Below are 17,739 nucleotides of genomic sequence, written 5' to 3'. Positions count from 1 at the left end.
AGTTCTCCATCCCTAGGCTTTGAATCACTGCATAAGAGCATGAGCCAAGCCAACATCAACACCTGGATCAAAACAGCCTGCGGACGTGCCAAATATGCAGATCTGGCTCAACGCACTGGGGTGCTTGCACGCCTCCGGCTGAGCTGGTTCGTGTTCTTTGCCGCCCTCAAAGACTGGCAGCTAGACAACCCAGATCAACTGGATGGCTCGGAATCCTGAAGAGCTCGCTTGGCTGCAAGGCCTACCAGCCATACCGCCACAACCGTGGCCAACACCCCAACAATCCTGAGAGTCCAGGTGGCCGGGTCAGCCTGGCCAGAGAGGACATCGCCAAATCGCGCCACATCTCCAGCCAGTGCACCAAAACCACAAAACAAAACAGTGCCGGGAAGAATGCCGATCAAACCGATCGAATAGTCCCGCAGGCTCACCTCACTGAGGCCATATGCCAGGTTGAGCACACTAAAAGGGAACGCCGGAGACAGGCGGGTTAAGAGCACCAACTTGAGCCCCTCACGACTCACGGCCTTCTCAACAGCCTGCAGTTTTGGCACAACTGCCAAGCGACGTCGAGCCCAATTCCTTAGCCAGTAACGTCCAAGCAGAAAGGATGCCTCTGCACCCAGGCAGGCGCCGACAAACACCAGCAAACTTCCTAACCCAGTCCCGAAGAGCGCACCTGCAAGCATCGAGGCCCATACACCTGGCAGCAACAATGTGACCCAAAGTGCATAAAGAGGCACAAATAGAACTGCACCAATAGGTGTCTGCAAGAAAGGCAGCCAAGACTCCAACCAAGTCCCCGGATCCATCAACACAAGCGATCTGCATGCAACACCAATACATCTCATACTCAAGATTCATGCAGAGTTGGCGATGCATCGGCGCAAACTCTGCAGCAAGCCTGATTGGCCACTCTTTCCGCCATCGGCCTACCAGCGCTTTGGCGACAAGCCAAAGCTAAAAACACAACAGCAGCCATCAAGGAGTTACAACGACGCCTCGGCACTCGTCTAATCAGAGCCACACTTGCTAGGGCAAAACTACAAGCAAAAACTGGAAGTGAATCGTGCCATGGCCCTAATTCGCACAGCCACACCTGGCATCAGCACCTACGTGAACGAAGGTCATGTCTTCGCACCAAACTGAAAACAGGCGTTCTGGGGCCCAAACTACGAACAGATTCTGAGCATCAAACTGGGTTGCAACCCCACCAACCTTTTCCGAGTACACCATGGGGTCGGCAGCGATCAATAAATGCAAGCCTCAAACCAATGCCCACCGGCAAAACACATCAACTCGAAGCTGATGTGTAATAGCGCAAAGCAAACAGCCAAAAAGCCCGGCTTCCAACAAAAAAAATCACAGCCAAAAACAATCCCAAAGCCAACATCGGCATGGCCGCACGACCAAGGATGACCTCTGCTGGAACCGTGGTCAAAAAAGCAACCGGTAACACCAAAGTGAACACCAAGCGCAGAGTCGGCGGATAGGCACTCACTGGGAACCGACCGGAAGCCAGCACGGCCCGTAGCACTTCAGTGGCATTCCAGGTCTTCACGAACCAGATGCTCGTGGCAGCAATCACAAACCACAGGGCATAGAGAATCACACCGCCTACACAAAGCATCAAAACAGCTACCAATACTGTGCCAAGGCTGAAAGATGCGCCTGCCCGGGATGCAGCCCAGACGATCAAAACCAACCCCAACCACATTTCCGGAAGGCCCTCCGGCGCCATGATGCGTAGCGATACCCAAAACTGGCTGTCGATCGGCTTCAACAGCACAAAATCCAAAGTGCCCTCACGCACATGGGTGACAATCGCACCGAGGTTGGGGCGTAGCCAGGTACTTGAAACGCCATCCAAAAAGGTGTAAATCCCCTGAACCACAAGGGCAGCTTCCCAACTCCAACCACCCAGTTCTCGCCCCTGCCCAAAGAACACAGACAGCACAAAGATGCTGCCAGCCAAACTGCCGACCATGGCCACCAAATCGATCAGCATGTTGACCTGATACTCCAACTGCCCAGCCAATGCCGTGCCCCAAAAACGCTTCAGGCTGAGCAGGTAGCGCCCCATCTCAAGCCCCCATCGCTGTATAGCGACGCACCCCAGCGCGCCAAGCCATCAACACCAAAGGCAGCAATAACGCTACCCAAAACAACTGAGCCGCAAAGCCGGCTACAAAATCAACAGGCAAACCCGCCAGCACCCGTGCCGGAAAATCAATCAGATAGGGAAACGGCGTCCAGAAACAAACCGTTCGCGCCGCATCTGGGAACGCAGCAAGAGGGACCAACCAACCAGAAAAATAGAGATATGGAATCAGCAGCAACCGCTCCAAAGCACTAGCCTTCTCACTCCAAAAGCAAAGTGCGGCAATCAAACTCTGTAGCAGAAAATTGATACTGAAAGCGAGCAAGATGGCCAGACAAGCCAACAAAAACTGGCCAAGCGACGGCAACCAAAAAGACGTTGGATAAAGCAGGAAAAAAATAGCTGCGATCCCAATAGAAAAAGGAAAGCGAGTGACTCGTTCAGCCACATGAGCAGCCACATAACGCCAAAGTGGATGCAAAGGCTGGAGCAAAAAGGGAGATAAACGCCCGAGCAAGGCATCCTCCTCAAAGGCAAAAACCACCCACACCACTGAAAACTGACGCACCATGAAGACGCTGAGGTAATAACGGGCCAAGCCCACCCCCTTGAAGCCCAATGACGCTCCAGCGTCACTTTCACTCCAAAGGCTCAACATGATGAAAGGCAGCACACCGGACAGAGCCCAAAGGGCAATCTCAGCGCGATACTGAACCATGTTGGCGTGCTGAGAAGCCAACAAGGCCCTCACCACCGGCCAAGACAGGCCAGCGATCTTCATACAACCCTCCCCTTACGAAAAAGGCTGCCGATCAATTCATCGATCGGTGGATCATTAACTTCAAGATCCAAAACATCAAAATTGGCCAGCAGACGTGCCACAACCTCAGTGAGCTCACTGCGTGAAACCAGAAGACGCACGGCTCGATCATCCAGTGCTTCCAACTCGCCATAACCGACGAAGTCTTCCGGGGAAACTGACCGATTGAGCTCAAGACGAACCTGACGGAAGGGAGACAGGCTCGTGGCTAATGCATCAAGGCCACCATCGTGAATGAGCTCCCCTTGATGAATCAATAACACCCTCGAACACAAAGCAGTGATGTCGGCCATGTAGTGACTTGTCAGCAAAACCGTTGCGCCCGTTTGACGGTTGTACTCCGCCAGAAAACTACGCACCCTCGCCTGAGCATTCACATCCAAGCCAAGGGTCGGTTCATCCAGAAAAAGCACCGAGGGACGATGCAATAGGGCCGCTAATAACTCAGCCTTCATGCGCTGTCCAAGGGACAACTTACGCACCGGGCGGGTGAGCTCTTCTGCGATCTCCAACATCTCCGCCAACTCATTAATGCGGTATCGGGCCTCCTTCTCTCCAATGCCATAGACCGCAGCATTGACGGAGAGCGAATCGAGTGGCGGCAAGTCCCAGATCAGCTGCTGCTTCTGACCCATCACCAAAGTGATCTGCTTGAGAAAAGCAGCCTGACGTCGCTGAGGCAGATAGCCAGCGACATGCACCCTCCCTGCACTGGGATGAATTAAGCCGCAAAGCATTTTTAAGGTAGTGGTTTTACCGGCACCGTTTGCGCCAAGGAAGCCCACCATTTCCCCTGGCTGGATGCTGAAGCTCACGTCCCTAACAGCTTGAACGTCTCGGGTCTTACGCCTAAAAAAATGGTTGAACGTGCCAACAAAACCTGGTGTCTTATCTGCGACCTGATAGGTCTTGCTGAGCCACTCAACAGTGATCAAAATCTGATTCGAAAAACATCCTTATCAGCCATTCAAGCTAGACTGGCAAGCGAAAGAGTGTGAACACTTTTCAATACACCATAGATATGGGTCAAGGCAAGGCGCTTACCGCATGGGCCTAGGCCTTTGTCACGTTGAATAGGCTGCGAAAACAGAAATGGGCAAGGAGGTGATTGGGAAAGTTCAACTTGCCTGGAAGGCCTTTCTGCAGCAAGCCTCACGGGAAGGGCACTTCCTGAGCGCCAGTAAAAATGCGCTCAGATTAGGTGGCATATCAGAAGATTTAAAAACTCTCAACCAACAATTGAGTCTTGGCAACTTCGGCAGATTGCCGGAGGTAGCTGTTTTACCTGAAAAGCATATTTACGGCGCCAAAGGTGCCTACTCCAAAAATACTGGCAAAATTTATCTCAATCAGAACTGGCTTAGACTTGCAACAAGTGAACAGGTTATTAGCGTTCTAAATGAAGAGCTTGGTCACCACCTTGATGCTCAGTTTAATGCAAATGATACAGCTGGTGATGAAGGCCATCTTTTTGCCATCCTGCTATCAAATGGCCAAAAAGATGGTGTTTCAGCAGAGCTTCTTAATGCCATACAAATAGAAGAAGACCATGGCACGATAGTGAATGAGATCGGCATTGATCGTGCTGAATTTGCAACCATTGAAATCTCAGATGTAGGCAGTCCTTATACAGGTGGCAACACGGCCGATACGATTAATGGAACCAGCAATGATGACATCATCATCGGTGGTGATCAAGGCAAAGGCGTTGCAGGAGACTACATTTATGGATTTGGAGGAAGCGATACTCTATCTGGGGGAAGTGGAATTGATTACATCTTTGGGGGGGGAGGTGCCGATGCTATTTATGGCCAGACGTCAACAAATACAAACGATAGAAGCACAAATTATCTGTTTGGCGGTGAGGGCAATGACTACATTAGTTCTGGCAAGAAAAATGATGTTCTCCGCGGAGATGGCAACCAGCAAGGTCAAGAAGTTCCCAGTAATGCAGGCAAAGATGAACTCTACGGGGGCAATGGCCATGATCTCATCACCGGTGGCGACGGTAATGATTTCCTGCATGGCGGTCAGGGTGATGACTACCTTGATGGTGGGCAAGGCGCTGACATCATTTTTGCTGCAACAACAGGGGGCGTAAAATCAAGCCGTACAGACCATTACTTCCAACACGATAGTGATTCAAAAATCTGGAGTAACGCTCCTGTCTTACAGAACAGTGCCACGCTGATCAATGGCGAAGTAATCACATTTAGCAATGGCGTTGATGTGATTTACGACTTTCATCATAGTGACGACCAACTCTATCTCCCAAATACATCCTTTAACAAGTTAACCGCAGGTGATCAACTGAGCGGGTTAACAATTGGGGCTAATTATTTTGTGCAAGGTACCTGGTCTATTAATGACTGGAGCAATGCACGCACAAACTTCCAAGCCAATAATTTCTCCGGCTCATTTACTACCGGCGAAAGCACAACTTGGGGCAACGATGAAGACTTTCTAGTCCTCTATAACAACCAAGCGAATGACTTTTTCAGCATCAATAACACCAACTTTCTAATCCTTGATTTCGACCACACCTTTGCCAATAGTAGCTCATCATCAGAGCCTGAAGATATGATCACCGATCCTAATGAAAGCCTAAGACAATTGCCTATTCTTATAGCAGGTCCTACAGGCAATGCAGGGGATAATAGTGTAGATTTTTCCTTGGTGGAAAATACAACGGCAGTTCATACATTTACCAATGCAACAACTGGAGGGACAACTTATTGGTCGATTACTGGAGGTGATGATAGCTCGCTATTTTCAATCAACGAAACAACTGGTGCATTGGCATTTAATAGTGCACCAGATTTTGACAACCCGTCCGATAACGATAGCAATGGAATTTATGATGTGATTATTCTTGCAACCTACTCCACTGGTAGCTCAGCTTGGGATAGGGCAGTTGATTACCGAAGCATCAATGTGATGCAAAGCTTAGGAATCACAATCACTTCTGCAAACATCAATATCAGTTCTGCAAACAACAATATCACTTCTGCAAACAACAAGCCAGCCTCGAGCTCACAAGAACAGGAAAAGCCCAACCAGCTTTTGCTCATTGACAATCATTCCTTCAAAGTTAGTGAAGGGTCAGGCACTGGCCTTTGGCTACAGTTCAAAGTAACTGCTGCCAATACTAATTGGCAAAACAGCTTGCACATTGTTAACCAGAATGGCACAAGCTTGGGCTCTATCGGTGCCACAAAAAGCTCGACAAATCTAGGTACTCATGAATTATTTATACCAGAAGGTTCTACCCTTAATTTCAAGCAGTACAGCAATAATAACCCCGTCAATAATGCACCTCAATTAACCATCACGGAAAGCAAGGACAACTTCCTGCTTAACCTAACTGACAACAAAAGTAGTCAAGGCAACGATGATCTTGTCATCGAGATCAGCTCATCAACCTCTGCTACCGACCCTGCCTCTGCTTCCATAGCAAGTCTACAAACGGATATCTACAACTCAATCCTCGATCTGTCTTCCATAAGTAGCAACGGCCAGCATCTAACCCTAATCATCAACAGTGAGGGCGGCTACAACAACCGGATTGGTTTCATCAAACTTGATGGAGACCCAAGCACTGGCTTCAAAATTAACAACATCACCGCAGATGCAAGAAACACCTTCTACCAAACCATTAAAGACAACATCATCGATCCAAGTGATTCGCTGATTTATACGCGCGATCAACCAACGCAAACACTCTCCTGGTCGCTATCCCCTGCTGAAGCCGGGTACTACGCACCTGTTGTGATCAACCCCTTTGGAGATGTCTTCACTTGGGGGGCCAATAGCGCCAGAGACAATCAAAGCCACATCAAAAATTTGGGTTACAACTTCTTCGCCGTTGAAGACATGCTGTCCAGCAATAATCCCGATTGGGATTACAACGATGTCACCATCCAGGTGGCACTGGCCTACTAAAGGTCTGCACTGCTCCAGAGCAGACCATAAAAGTGACATCATCATCACCCCAAATCGGACAACCGCTGACGCGCCAGCTCAGCCTGAGCCTCAGCCTCAGCAAGGTTGGATTGGCATTCCTCAACGACGTTCGGCGGAGCTTTGATTGCGAAATTCGGATTGGCCAAGCGACCCGCCAGACCAGCAATCTCTTTCTCTGCCTTAGCTAAATCCTTCTCCAAGCGACCCCTAAGAGCATCCAGATCCACCAATCCATCGATGGGCAGCAGCACTTGCAACTCCCCACTAACACCGGCTAAGCAGCGCTGCGTCAGATCAACACTGGTCGCCACCACCACGCTCTCAGCACGCGTGAGAGCTGTGATATCCGCAGTCGCCTGCTCTAACAAAGCCGCCAGCTCAGGGCGGCTTGTAATGAATTGAACCGGCACTGTTTGAGCTGGCTTCAGACCAGCAACTGCACGCAAGTTACGCACCACCCGGATGGCCTCAATCAGCTCAGTAAACGACAGCTCAAGAGCGTCATCAAGAGATGATTGGTTGCTTGCTGGCCAGCTTTGCAAAGCCAGAAAAGTATCTTTGGGCGCACCAGTTAACCCATGCCAAAGTTCCTCGCTCAAATGAGGCATTAATGGGTGAAGCATCACCAATAGATCAGCAAGCACCTTGGCCAACACCTGACGAGCTGTGCACTGATCCGCCAGAACTTCACCACTGGCATCTTCACCCGGATGTAGCCGTCGTTTACTCAGCTCTAAATACCAGTCGCAAATATCGTTCCAAGCGAACTCATAAAGGCATTTAGCCGCCTCACCAAGGCGATAACTGTCGTAGCGCTCAGCAACATCGCGATTCATGCGAGCTAGGCGAGAAAGAATCCAACGATCCGCGAGCTGCAAGCTCGCGGAATCAGGCTCACCAAGCGACGCCGGCGTCTCTCCACCCAGATTCATCAGGGCAAAACGAGTGGCATTCCAGAGCTTATTAGCGAAGTTCCGGGCCGCCTCCACTGTCGCGGAGGTGTCGCTCTTACGGTCGTAATCCAAGCGGATGTCTTGACCAGCTCCGGCAACTTCACGCACCAGAGCAAAGCGCAAAGCATCGGTGCCATAACGCTCGATGAGCAACAACGGATCAATACCATTGCCGGCGCTTTTGCTCATCTTGCGATTCTGCTCATCCCGCACCAAGCCATGGATATAGACGTCTGCGAACGGCATGCGACCGGTGAAGGCACCAGCCATCATCGTCATCCTCGCCACCCAGAAAAAGATGATGTCGAACCCTGTGACCAAAGTGCTGGTGGGATACCAACATTCAAGGTCTGCACTCTCTTGATCAGGCCAGCCCATGGTGGAGAAGGGCCAAAGACCACTGGAAAACCAGGTATCAAGAACATCTTCATCCTGCTGGATGACCACAGCCTCTCCAAACTGATCACGAGCCTGCTGCCATGCCTCCTCCTCCGAGCGAGCCACCAGATAAGGAGTGGCATCGGTCAACTGATCGTCAGTCTCACTGACAACAAACCAGGCAGGAATGCGATGGCCCCACCACAGCTGCCGGCTGATGCACCAATCACGAATCTCAGTGAGCCAATCGCGATAGACCTTTTGCCAACGATTGGGTACGAAGCGGGGTGCTCCATGATCCAGACACTCATGGCAACGGGCCGCTAGAGGTTCCATACGCACGAACCACTGAGTGGAAAGCAAAGGCTCCACCGGCACCTTGCCCCGATCGGAATAAGGAACGCTATGGCGATGGGGCTCCACTTTCACCAATAGGCCCTCCTCCTGCAAGGCCGCCACCACTGCCTTGCGGGCCTCAAAGCGATCCAGCCCCTCAAAACGACCGGCATGACCATTCATGCTTCCGTTTTTGCTCATCACCGTGATCTGAGGCAAGTCGTGCCGCCGTCCAATCGCAAAATCGTTGGGGTCATGGGCGGGTGTCACCTTGACGCAACCAGTCCCAAAATCCTGATCCACATGATCATCAGCAATCACGGGAATCTCTCGCCCCAGCAGGGGCAATGTGAGGGTTTGACCCACCAAATGGCGATAACGCTCGTCGGCCGGATTCACCGCAACAGCCACATCGCCAAGCATGGTTTCAGGGCGAGTTGTGGCCACTTCAAGATGAGTAGTGCCATCAGGAGCTGGGCCACCCGTGAGGGGATAGCGCAAGTGCCACAAATGACCATCGACTTCCTTCATCTCAACCTCCAAATCGCTCACTGCCGATCCGGAAGCCGGGCACCAATTCACGAGGTACTCACCTCGATAGATCAAGCCCTGCTCATGTAAGCGAACAAAAGCTTCACGAACAGCCGCACTAAGACCTTCATCCAAAGTGAAGCGCTGACGCTGCCAGTCAACCGAGTAACCCAAGCGGCGAAGCTGATCAACAATCCGCCCACCGCTTTCCTCCTTCCAGGCCCAGGCACGTTCAAGAAAGGCCTCCCGGCCTAAGTCATAACGACTGATCGCTTCAGCTTTTAGCTGCTTTTCAAGAATGGTCTGCACAGCAATCGATGCGTGATCGGTCCCAGGCAGACAGAGCACATTTTTTCCTTGCAAGCGCTGAAAACGCACGATTGTGTCGATCAGAGCCGTATTGAAGGCATGCCCCATATGCAAACTGCCGGTCACGTTTGGGGGGGGGATCACCACCGAAAAAGGCTCGCCTGCAGCCTGTGGGTCAGGGTGAAAAGCACCACTCTCCTCCCATGCGCACTGCCAGCGACTCTCCGTACCAGCTGGGTCATAGGTCTTAGCCAGGGCATCAGCCGCCTGAACAAAGGCTGGGTCTGCGGCGCTCAGCTCAGTCACGATGGAAGTGGACGGCATTCGAACCATGCTCGCAAAAGACCGCGGCGCATCCATGACGGCTCGAAACCATCACCCGCATCACTGAGAAACTTTCCAAGGAATAGCGACTAGCGCATCAAGCCTTTGCCAGCGACTGCGGTCGGAATCAACCCTTTCCAGCAACCCCACCTGATCCAATGCCCTGGAAGCCTGCTGGGGTGTCACTACGGCCCCAGGTGCTATAGGCATCACCAGCACTTGGGGCTCAGCTGGATCAGCCATCAGCTGCAATTCGAGATCCTCCAAGGTTCGTTCGTAAAACAACCCGCGCAAGCGACCCGTCAACCTTGGGCCCAGAGCCTCGGCAAATAACTCAAGGCTCTCGCGCTCTCCCGACAACCCACAGTTGAGCGCCATCCAAATCAGCAACTTGGCCCAACTATCCACCGTCCAGAGGGGCTGAAAGCTATCCCGGTGCTGCCGCACCAGCTCAGCCAAAGCAAAATCAACCAATTTGCCCTGAAACAGAATTGCTTGGGAATCGTCCATGGCAGACATCCTCTCCTCCAGAAGGCAGACTGATGAGGTGTCTAATCCGGCAGGGCCCATGACCCTGGATCTGAACGATCCCGAACTCGAATTTTCGAATTTGGTGGATGCCTACATCACGTGGGTATTGGCCGTGATCAATGATGAAAAGCTCGAATCTGAGGATCAGCTGCTCACTGATGAGATCTCTGAAGATGCGCTCAATGCGATGCGCTTTCTTCCAGGAGACGTGACCAGCGCCATTGAAACCAGCCTGGCGCGCGTCTATGACGTTGATGCAGAAGAACTCGCCAACCTGCTTTTCCCAGAAGACTGAACTTGATCGCTGATCCCCTGAGCTGCTCATGAGCTGCCTAGGAAGCATTCGTTAGATCTTCTTCACTGATCGATGAGGCATGGTTCCGCTGGATGCCAGATCCCCCAAGCAGACATGGCACTTGCTGGCACCTCCATAGAGCCGATGATGAGATGGGCAAAGTTAATGCAACGAAGCTGGCAAGGTCAGCACATTCGATCAGGACCATTCAGGTATGGCAGCATCGGCTGGCTGAACACACTGGACGCACTCGCTTGAGAGCAAAGAGGACATCTCAGGAGAAGCTTTTCAAAAACCAGATCTCAAAACTTGAGCTCTAGGAATAGTGTCCAGCAACGAATCAGGCCCAATCAAGACTGATACAACGGCCTGGTCGCAAGCAATCGCAAGGATCGTTGGGAGGTGTTCGCTCAGTGATCACAGCTCATCTACAAAACTCAGAGCGATTTCCAAGATTGGCAAACCCGCCACAATCACCCACGTTTAGGCAAGAACTAAGACAACTCTTGCAAAAAGGAACAATGGTCCAACAACAAACCGCATCAATCCTCAATATTTTGAGCGAAAAAGTAGGCAGCGTGAAGACATTGCCTGGCGGTGCTGCTCTTAGCAAGTAGAGCGAACGGGATCGACTAACAAGCTGAAAATAGTGTGATTGATGGCTTCGGATTCCGTTCAAGCGCAATATCAGTGCAATCGTCTTGAAAAATCAGCCACGTAGAGCACACAACCAAACTGGAGAAGGCAAAGGCGAAAACCTATAAAAGAATCAAAGCACCGCCCTACCATTTCCACTAAAGGCTGAGCTCCATCCTGCAAAGACAAAACAACTTGGCGTATAAGATTGATTTAAAGGATTTCTCTAAGCACTTTTCACCATGTCAGAGACCCAAGCTCTCTACGTACTATTGGCCCCTACCGGCCAACTGACCGGCAATGGGCAATTACGAGAAACAATTCGCGAACGTCGGAAGCGCAATGGCGACGATGTAGCTTTTTGGTATCTTTCTCCTGCACTGGTTCAGAAATTCAATCTGCCTGGAACCGGAGTGGAAGCAGTGGTTGCCAACGAACTCACAGCAATCAATTGGCTGAAAATGCGCTTTGGTGGTGAGAGTTGCAGCATTCAACTAGATGTTGATCAATTACATGAACATGCAAGTTCATTACCACCGGCACCAACAAATAGGGATCTTAGTGTTCAATAAAACATTGCACTGGCAGTTGATACGGGTGATCAATCAACACCAAGCCAACACGACAAACTCATCTGCTAGCGAAGCATTAAAAAAATACCTATCCTTACTACATTGAAAAAACACTTTCACATTCTTGCTACTCATATGACATCCCTTCACAAGATCACAATCCACCACCGCCAAGCAGGCCGCACAATTACTTTTGATGTGCCAGATGGGGAATATATTCTGCGCTCTTTCGAGTCACGTGGAGAGCAGCTGCCTTTTTCATGCAGAAATGGCTGTTGCACAACATGCGCCGTAAGAATTTTATCTGGCGAGATGGATCAAACGGCTGGTATTGGCCTTTCAAAAGAAATGCGCGACAAAGGATACGGGCTGCTTTGCGTGGCAAGAGCAACTGGAGATCTAGAAGTTGAGACTCAGGATGAGGATGAGGTCTACGAAATGCAGTTCGGCAAAGATTTGGGCAGCATTAAATCTAAAGCAGGCAGCCCTTTTGATCTATAAACAAACTCAAGCAACAAAGCCTACAGAAATATAACTTGTGCTATACGCTGAAGAAAACTCTCAGGATTTCATCAAGTCTTCTTCAGCAGAAGAATTTATCCATAGCGAACTGCATTTGTTTTCTGCATTGGCAAGGCGAACTGCCTAAGAATCAATGAAACAAACTTACTCAGAGCTACCGGCTTAGCCAAGCCAGAGCTTTCCCTCCAATTACGAAATGCCTTCAAGATCTGCACACGCATCTCAAGGAATTTGCCATCATCGAAGTTGTAAACCCAAGGGAATGCATTGCGAGAAGTGTTATTGGTTTGAATGATCACCTCCTCATCAAAAAGGACAGGGTCGATACCCAAAAGCCCATAGAAATCACCCCGCTCGCAAACAGTGAGTGTGTGAGTAAGAAAAACACTCCAAAGGAAAAAGCGGCTTAGCAGTTTGCCTCGGAAGCCTTTGGTCATTCCTGGCCAGCAACGCATCATCAGATTGATGCAATCACCATGACGATTTTCGTCCTGACACCATGGCTCAAAAAAGTCAAATAAAGGCGCACATACCTTCTCTGGATTATCATTTAAGTGACGGTTAATCAAGATATAACGCCAATAGCCAATCTTCTCAGAAAGATATAAGGAGTAGAGAACCCAGCTGAGCGGAAAAAATGTGGCCGCTCTTTTGTTGCCTAAGTTTGGCAAATCAACATTAATTCCTTCTGCCTTTAATGCCCTACCAAGAAAACCTGCATGACGAGCTTCATCCCTTGCTAAAAATGTAAAAAACTGCCCCAATTCCTGACGACCTGCTTTCTTGAATCTATTTGAGATCTCCTTAAAGAGTAAAAAGCCAGAAAACTCTGAGACAACAGAGCGAACCAAGTAGCTCTCATAAATAGCCTTGTCCTCAGGAGAGAGTTCAGAAAGGCGCTCTAGAGAAGCCTTGCGATCAAAATGTTTCAGGTTGTAGTCTGCTTCCATCTCTTTAAACATCGCCTCAAAATCTTTGCGGGCGATGTCAAGGTCAGTTTTGGCTGCCTTATCGAATTCTGTGGTGTAAAAACGCGGAGTCAGGAGGTTGTCATCAAGGTGTGGCGGAAGCTCATTCCTCCCTCCTCCTCTCATGGTAGGGGCAGTAGCAGTAGTGGCCGTCATCACCTTGCTCTAACTGGCAAGTGATCATAAGGCCTTTGCTTTAAAACTCGCCCTTTCCCTTAGGCAATCGCAAAATACACCGAGTATCCAAATCACAAAACAGGAACACAAGCAGCCTCGATACAGCCAATCGCGCCCAAGAACCCGCAAGATCTAGAGGTCTCAAGGCTGATCAGCAATCCTGTAACCACAAGCCTGCAGGGGCTTCGGCCCAGACAGCAATCCAGCAAGGATGCTAAAGCTAATATAACGCTATTACGTTAATATACCTCATCAAGTCTCAGCGGGTCACGCTAAGTTTATTCTGTTTTATACAAGTTATTGATATGGAGCTCCTCGCCGAGTACTTCAAAGTGTTCTCAGAGCCCAATCGCCTGGCAGTTCTTGAGGCACTCAGGAGCGGGCCTCTCAACGTAACTGCCGTTGTTGAAAAAACTGACCTAAGCCAGGCTCTGGTATCGAAACACCTGAAGCTGCTGACCATCGCTGGAGTGGTGCATCGCCGCCCTGAAGGATCCCTCGTGTACTACGAGGTGATGGACAAGGCTGTGTTCAAACTGATTAGCCAGGCGCAAAAACTGATCATGACCGCCCGCCGCCAACAGCTCGACGAGCTCTCCTCCATCATTTAATGGAGGAGATCCCTTCCCTTAGCCCACAAAACCTCGACCAATTACGACAAGCCCTTGTTGATGGCAAGCGTTGTTTTCCAGGGCTTCAGCTCATTCAAGTCGATGGTCTTGATCTCGATCTATCAAGCTGCGAACTCACCGACAGCTGTTTCAAGGAAGCCCGCTTTGGTCATGCCCAGCTAAGCAATGCCAACGTCCAGGGCTGCTGTTTTCAAGAAGCCTTGCTATGGGGGGCAGATCTTTCCAATCTTCAAGCTCAGCAATCGTTTTGGCACGAAGCTGACCTCTCCGGATCCCGTATGCAAAAAGCAGACTTCAGCGAGGCTGTCATGCATCGCTGCTGCTTAAGAGGCGTGATTGCTGCCAGCAGCAGATGGCATCACACCCGGCTAGTCGAGGCAGATTTCCGTTCAGGACTCGATCAACTCACTGACCTAGGCAAAGCAGATTTCAACAACGCAGACCTTAGTTATGCCCTGCTACAGAGAGCCAATCTGCACGGAGCCAACCTGCTTGGCTGCTGCCTCTACGGCACATCCTTTAGCGAGGCCGATCTACGCGAAGCGGACCTACGTGGATGCGATCTGAGAAACAGCAAGCTAGAAGGAGCCCAGCTGGAGGGCGCCCGCCTTGAGGGAGCCCTGCTACCCAAAGGCCTAAAACCTTAAAACTCAAAACCAATCAATCCATTGCTAAGCCCATGGCAAGGCGCTGATGCTGATCTTCATTAGGCCTGCCAATGCAGATCTTTCAAAACCGCTACTGAAAGGATTAAGCCTCAGCAGTAATACACCCTGCTAAACAGATAGAACATCAAGCGGCGGGCCCAAGCGGCATTGGCTAAGAATCCTCTTAACCCCATCGCTCCCATGGGTGCACCCTCCCCTGATCAAGACATTGCAGCGATTAGGCGGAATTACCAAAGAGCAAGCCTGCGCAGTGTCGACCTAGATGCCGATCCAGTGGAGCAATTCCGTCGCTGGCTTCAGCAAGCCATCGCAGCTGATCTGCAAGAGTCCACAGCCATGGTGCTCAGCACCTTTGATGGCAAGCGCCCCAGTAGCCGCACAGTGCTGCTCAAAGCCTTTGACAAGCGCGGATTTGTGTTCTTCACCAATTACGGCAGCCGAAAAGCCCAAGACATTTCTGCGCATCCGAATGTGAGCCTGCTATTTCCCTGGTATGACCTTGAGCGGCAAGTCGCAATCATGGGCCCTGCTGAGCGCATCAGCAGAGCTGAATCTCAGGCCTATTTCAGCTCAAGGCCCTTCGGGAGTCGCCTTGGGGTCTGGGTATCGCAGCAAAGCCAAGTGATCAGCTCGCGCCAGATCCTGGAAATGAAATGGCAAGAAATGAATCGTCGCTTCGCCAATGGTGAAGTACCCCTCCCTGAGTTCTGGGGTGGCTTTCGGGTGGCTCCGACTGAATTCGAATTCTGGCAGGGACGCGAGAACCGGCTAAACGATCGATTTCGCTACCGACCCCAACAAGACAGCAACCATGCGCAAACCTGGCGCATCGAGCGCTTAGCCCCATGAATTAATTGATCAAGATGAGCTTGAGCCGCAATGGCTTGCTGTCAGCTTGGATGAGTTGGATGTCCGTCGTGCCTGATCGGTATGGAGTGCACCACCCCCAGCCATCAATGCATGATGCGGATGGCTCCCTACCTAATCGGTCGCCCACGCCGCGGCGTTGTGGGAGGCAGCCGTTATGCCTGCAAGTTACGGGAATCCATTCGCCAAGCAGCCAATGATCCAGAGCGCAAGCCAGTCTTAATCAGTGGTGAACCAGGCTTAGAAAAAGACAACATCGCCAGACTGGTTCATTTCGGCTCTGCCGATCGACGCCTTCTTTTGATGAGCTTCGATGCCAGCAACATACGAGGCCAAGGCGTTGAACTTTTTGGCAGAGAAGGCTCTCATGAACTGTCTCTGCTCGATTGCCTAGGGGATGGCAACCTGCTGATCGACTGCATTGATCTTGCAGAGCCTCAACTGCAAGCACGTCTGATTGCCCTTGCAACTGAAGGCCACCCTGCCTTCTCGGGGCGGATCTTGTTGACTGCCGAATCAAGCCTCAAAGAGCTAGAGGGGGTAGCAACTCAGATCAGAGTGCCACCCTTAAGAGTGCGACGATCAGATCTGGGCGATTAGCTCCGTTACAGCCTGCGCCAGCGCAGCCCCAGTCTGGGCTGGAGTCGCCCTCCCGAGTTGCCCGAAGCAATTGTCAGGCGACTGCAAAGCCACGATTTCCCGAACAACATCCGCGAATTGGACAGCGTGGTGGAACGGGCCCTGCAACAAGCCCGCAGCCAGGCCGCGGCTGAGCAAGCAAGCGGTGCAATCACCATGGCCCTACCCGCAGCTTTGCCGGAAGACGTGTTCTGGGTGAACAGCCGGGAACCCAACCTGCGCTTTGAGATCTGGCGCTGCAAGCCTCAACTACGTCAGTTGATGCGCTCACCCCAACTCTGGAACGGCTTGCTTTTTGGGCTGGTGAGCTGGGTCTTCGTGCTAGTGAACCTGTGGCTGTGGTTTGGCCCACAAGACAGGGCACATAACAGCATGCGAAAATTTTTCTGGGCCTGGTGGTGGCCTCTGATCCTGCTGACTTACCCCCTAGTTGGACGACTTTGGTGTGCAGTCTGTCCATTCATGGTCTGGGGCGAAATTGCTCAGAACAGCAAAAAGGCTCTCGCAACATTGATCTCAACCTTGGGTTTACCTGCCGATTGGTTGCAACCAAGGCTCTAGCCCCATGGCGATCACGACAGTTGGGGCGCACCAGTTTTGGCGATAGGGTTCGCCGCGATCCTGATTTGGGAAGAGGTCTGGAACCTAGAAGACACAGCCCGACTCAGCAGTTGTCTCTTGCTACTGATTACCTCAGGAGCTGTGCTGTGTTCACTGGTCTTCGAAAAGCGATTCTGGTGCCGCTATCTCTGCCCAGTTGGCGGCATGAATGGCCTATTCGCAAAGCTTTCGATCCTCGAATTACGTGCGCAATCGGGCACTTGCTCAGGGAGTTGCACGTCCTACGCCTGTTTCAAAGGAGGTCCTGCTGAAGGCGAAGGTATGGCGAGCGAAGGTTGCCCCCTGGGCAACCATCCAGCCCATCTCAGCGACAACCGCAACTGTGTCCTTTGTCTGACCTGCGCCCAAGCATGCCCGCACCACTCCGTGCAATTGCGACTGCGGCCTCCAGCCGCAGATCTGCAACGCAGCATGCATGGTCCAAAAGGCGAGAAGGGATTGATCTTGGTGTTGGCAGGTGGAATCACCCTGCATCATTGGCAACGACTACTGGGCTGGTTGCCCCTGGCTGCAGAGTCTCTCCAGGAGGGGCCCCTTTTAGCGCGACTGGTGTTTGCTGCACTAGCGCTAAGCCTGCCAGCAGCTGCAGGTCTGTGGGTGGAGCGTCGCTGGCTGTATACCGCCTTGCCACTGTTATGGAGCGTGCTCTTGGCGCGTCATCTACCGATTGGCATGGCAGAGGCCGGCACTGTGTTGCCAATTGGTTGGCCTCAATGGAGCGCCGACCCCAACGTGACTGGCTTCTACCAAAGCTTGGCAATTGCGGTTGGTTGGCTTGGTTGTTTGGTGTTACTTCGGCGTCTAATCAGCCGCCAGCGACAACCCTGGCTAACAGCTAGCGGAGCATTGTTGGCCTTGGCGCTGGCTAGCCGTTGGGTCGTGCACATCTAGAAAGG

At 51.4% G+C, this 17,739-nt stretch carries 17 protein-coding genes and 1 pseudogene; 11 read left to right on the top strand and 7 right to left on the bottom strand.

The window, feature by feature from the left end:
* The first annotated feature begins 39 nt into the window (after positions 1–39).
* The gene (locus SIB68_RS09130) at positions 40–219 is read left to right on the top strand and encodes a hypothetical protein (RefSeq protein ID WP_011131549.1); all 180 of its coding nucleotides are present in this window, start codon (positions 40–42) and stop codon (positions 217–219) included.
* Here the strand turns inward: SIB68_RS09130 and SIB68_RS09125 are convergent.
* Entirely contained in the window at positions 195–812 is a 618-nt protein-coding gene (locus SIB68_RS09125; protein ID WP_063399991.1) for a TVP38/TMEM64 family protein, read from the bottom strand. The two genes, SIB68_RS09130 and SIB68_RS09125, sit on opposite strands and share 25 nt — an antisense overlap.
* Positions 813–1,182: 370 nt before the next feature.
* On the opposite strand from SIB68_RS09125, the gene SIB68_RS09120 reads away from it, so the two are divergent.
* The gene (locus tag SIB68_RS09120; protein ID WP_196757101.1) at positions 1,183–1,257 is read left to right on the top strand and encodes a hypothetical protein; all 75 of its coding nucleotides are present in this window, start codon (positions 1,183–1,185) and stop codon (positions 1,255–1,257) included.
* 37 nt (positions 1,258–1,294) lie between these two features.
* Here SIB68_RS09120 and SIB68_RS09115 read toward each other — a convergent pair whose 3' ends face one another.
* Genes SIB68_RS09115 through SIB68_RS09105 form a run of 3 tightly spaced genes read right to left on the bottom strand, consistent with a single transcriptional unit; the run spans position 1,295 to position 3,856 of the window.
* Complete coding sequence (locus SIB68_RS09115; protein ID WP_063399989.1) at positions 1,295–2,083, bottom strand: ABC transporter permease; 789 nt, start codon at positions 2,081–2,083, stop codon at positions 1,295–1,297.
* Position 2,084: 1 nt separating this feature from the next.
* On the bottom strand, positions 2,085–2,882 hold the full coding sequence (locus SIB68_RS09110; protein WP_011827480.1) for an ABC transporter permease: 798 nt from the start codon (positions 2,880–2,882) through the stop codon (positions 2,085–2,087).
* The gene (locus SIB68_RS09105) at positions 2,879–3,856 is read right to left on the bottom strand and encodes an ATP-binding cassette domain-containing protein (RefSeq protein WP_063399988.1); all 978 of its coding nucleotides are present in this window, start codon (positions 3,854–3,856) and stop codon (positions 2,879–2,881) included. The genes SIB68_RS09110 and SIB68_RS09105 overlap by 4 nt, the downstream gene beginning before the upstream one ends.
* A 157-nt stretch (positions 3,857–4,013) precedes the next feature.
* On the opposite strand from SIB68_RS09105, the gene SIB68_RS09100 reads away from it, so the two are divergent.
* Positions 4,014–6,863, top strand: a complete 2,850-nt coding sequence (locus tag SIB68_RS09100) for a calcium-binding protein (RefSeq protein ID WP_063399987.1) — start codon at positions 4,014–4,016, stop codon at positions 6,861–6,863.
* A gap of 44 nt (positions 6,864–6,907) precedes the next feature.
* Here the strand turns inward: SIB68_RS09100 and SIB68_RS09095 are convergent, their stop codons facing one another.
* Together SIB68_RS09095 and SIB68_RS09090 are read right to left on the bottom strand one after the other, a co-directional pair.
* The gene (locus SIB68_RS09095; RefSeq protein ID WP_413681828.1) at positions 6,908–9,715 is read right to left on the bottom strand and encodes a valine--tRNA ligase; all 2,808 of its coding nucleotides are present in this window, start codon (positions 9,713–9,715) and stop codon (positions 6,908–6,910) included.
* A 60-nt stretch (positions 9,716–9,775) separates the two neighbouring features.
* Complete coding sequence (locus SIB68_RS09090) at positions 9,776–10,225, bottom strand: hypothetical protein (protein WP_011131556.1); 450 nt, start codon at positions 10,223–10,225, stop codon at positions 9,776–9,778.
* A gap of 58 nt (positions 10,226–10,283) precedes the next feature.
* On the opposite strand from SIB68_RS09090, the gene SIB68_RS09085 reads away from it, so the two are divergent.
* The 4 genes from SIB68_RS09085 to SIB68_RS09070 all read left to right on the top strand — a co-directional run bounded on the left by SIB68_RS09085 (position 10,284) and on the right by SIB68_RS09070 (position 12,250).
* The gene (locus SIB68_RS09085) at positions 10,284–10,541 is read left to right on the top strand and encodes a hypothetical protein (protein ID WP_063398958.1); all 258 of its coding nucleotides are present in this window, start codon (positions 10,284–10,286) and stop codon (positions 10,539–10,541) included.
* A 72-nt stretch (positions 10,542–10,613) separates the two neighbouring features.
* Positions 10,614–10,799 (top strand): hypothetical protein, encoded by a 186-nt coding sequence (locus tag SIB68_RS09080; protein WP_155724919.1) that lies wholly within the window; start codon positions 10,614–10,616, stop codon positions 10,797–10,799.
* 620 nt (positions 10,800–11,419) lie between these two features.
* Positions 11,420–11,749 carry a hypothetical protein gene (locus SIB68_RS09075; protein ID WP_063399984.1) on the top strand — a complete coding sequence of 110 codons (330 nt, stop codon included), beginning with the start codon at positions 11,420–11,422 and terminating at the stop codon, positions 11,747–11,749.
* A gap of 135 nt (positions 11,750–11,884) precedes the next feature.
* Positions 11,885–12,250: a 2Fe-2S iron-sulfur cluster-binding protein gene (locus tag SIB68_RS09070; protein ID WP_011131559.1), complete on the top strand. Its 366-nt coding sequence runs from the start codon at positions 11,885–11,887 to the stop codon at positions 12,248–12,250.
* A gap of 95 nt (positions 12,251–12,345) precedes the next feature.
* On the opposite strand, the gene acsF is transcribed toward SIB68_RS09070, so the two are convergent.
* Entirely contained in the window at positions 12,346–13,395 is a 1,050-nt protein-coding gene (gene acsF / locus SIB68_RS09065) for a magnesium-protoporphyrin IX monomethyl ester (oxidative) cyclase (RefSeq protein ID WP_011131560.1), read from the bottom strand.
* Positions 13,396–13,721: 326 nt separating this feature from the next.
* Here acsF and SIB68_RS09060 point away from each other — a divergent pair, with 326 nt between their 5' ends.
* The 4 genes and pseudogenes from SIB68_RS09060 to SIB68_RS09045 all read left to right on the top strand — a co-directional run bounded on the left by SIB68_RS09060 (position 13,722) and on the right by SIB68_RS09045 (position 17,734).
* Complete coding sequence (locus tag SIB68_RS09060; RefSeq protein ID WP_011131561.1) at positions 13,722–14,027, top strand: ArsR/SmtB family transcription factor; 306 nt, start codon at positions 13,722–13,724, stop codon at positions 14,025–14,027.
* Entirely contained in the window at positions 14,027–14,695 is a 669-nt protein-coding gene (locus SIB68_RS09055; RefSeq protein WP_063399983.1) for a pentapeptide repeat-containing protein, read from the top strand. The genes SIB68_RS09060 and SIB68_RS09055 overlap by 1 nt, the downstream gene beginning before the upstream one ends.
* A gap of 201 nt (positions 14,696–14,896) precedes the next feature.
* Complete coding sequence (gene pdxH, locus SIB68_RS09050) at positions 14,897–15,565, top strand: pyridoxamine 5'-phosphate oxidase (RefSeq protein ID WP_063400047.1); 669 nt, start codon at positions 14,897–14,899, stop codon at positions 15,563–15,565.
* 81 nt (positions 15,566–15,646) lie between these two features.
* A pseudogene (locus SIB68_RS09045) lies at positions 15,647–17,734 on the top strand (4Fe-4S binding protein).
* Positions 17,735–17,739 lie beyond the last annotated feature (5 nt).

Origin of the sequence: Prochlorococcus sp. MIT 1323 (assembly GCF_047304905.1) — a bacterium.
In the GTDB taxonomy this organism is placed as follows: Bacteria; Cyanobacteriota; Cyanobacteriia; order PCC-6307; family Cyanobiaceae; genus Prochlorococcus; species Prochlorococcus marinus_D.
This window is presented reverse-complemented; position numbering and strand designations above follow the sequence as displayed.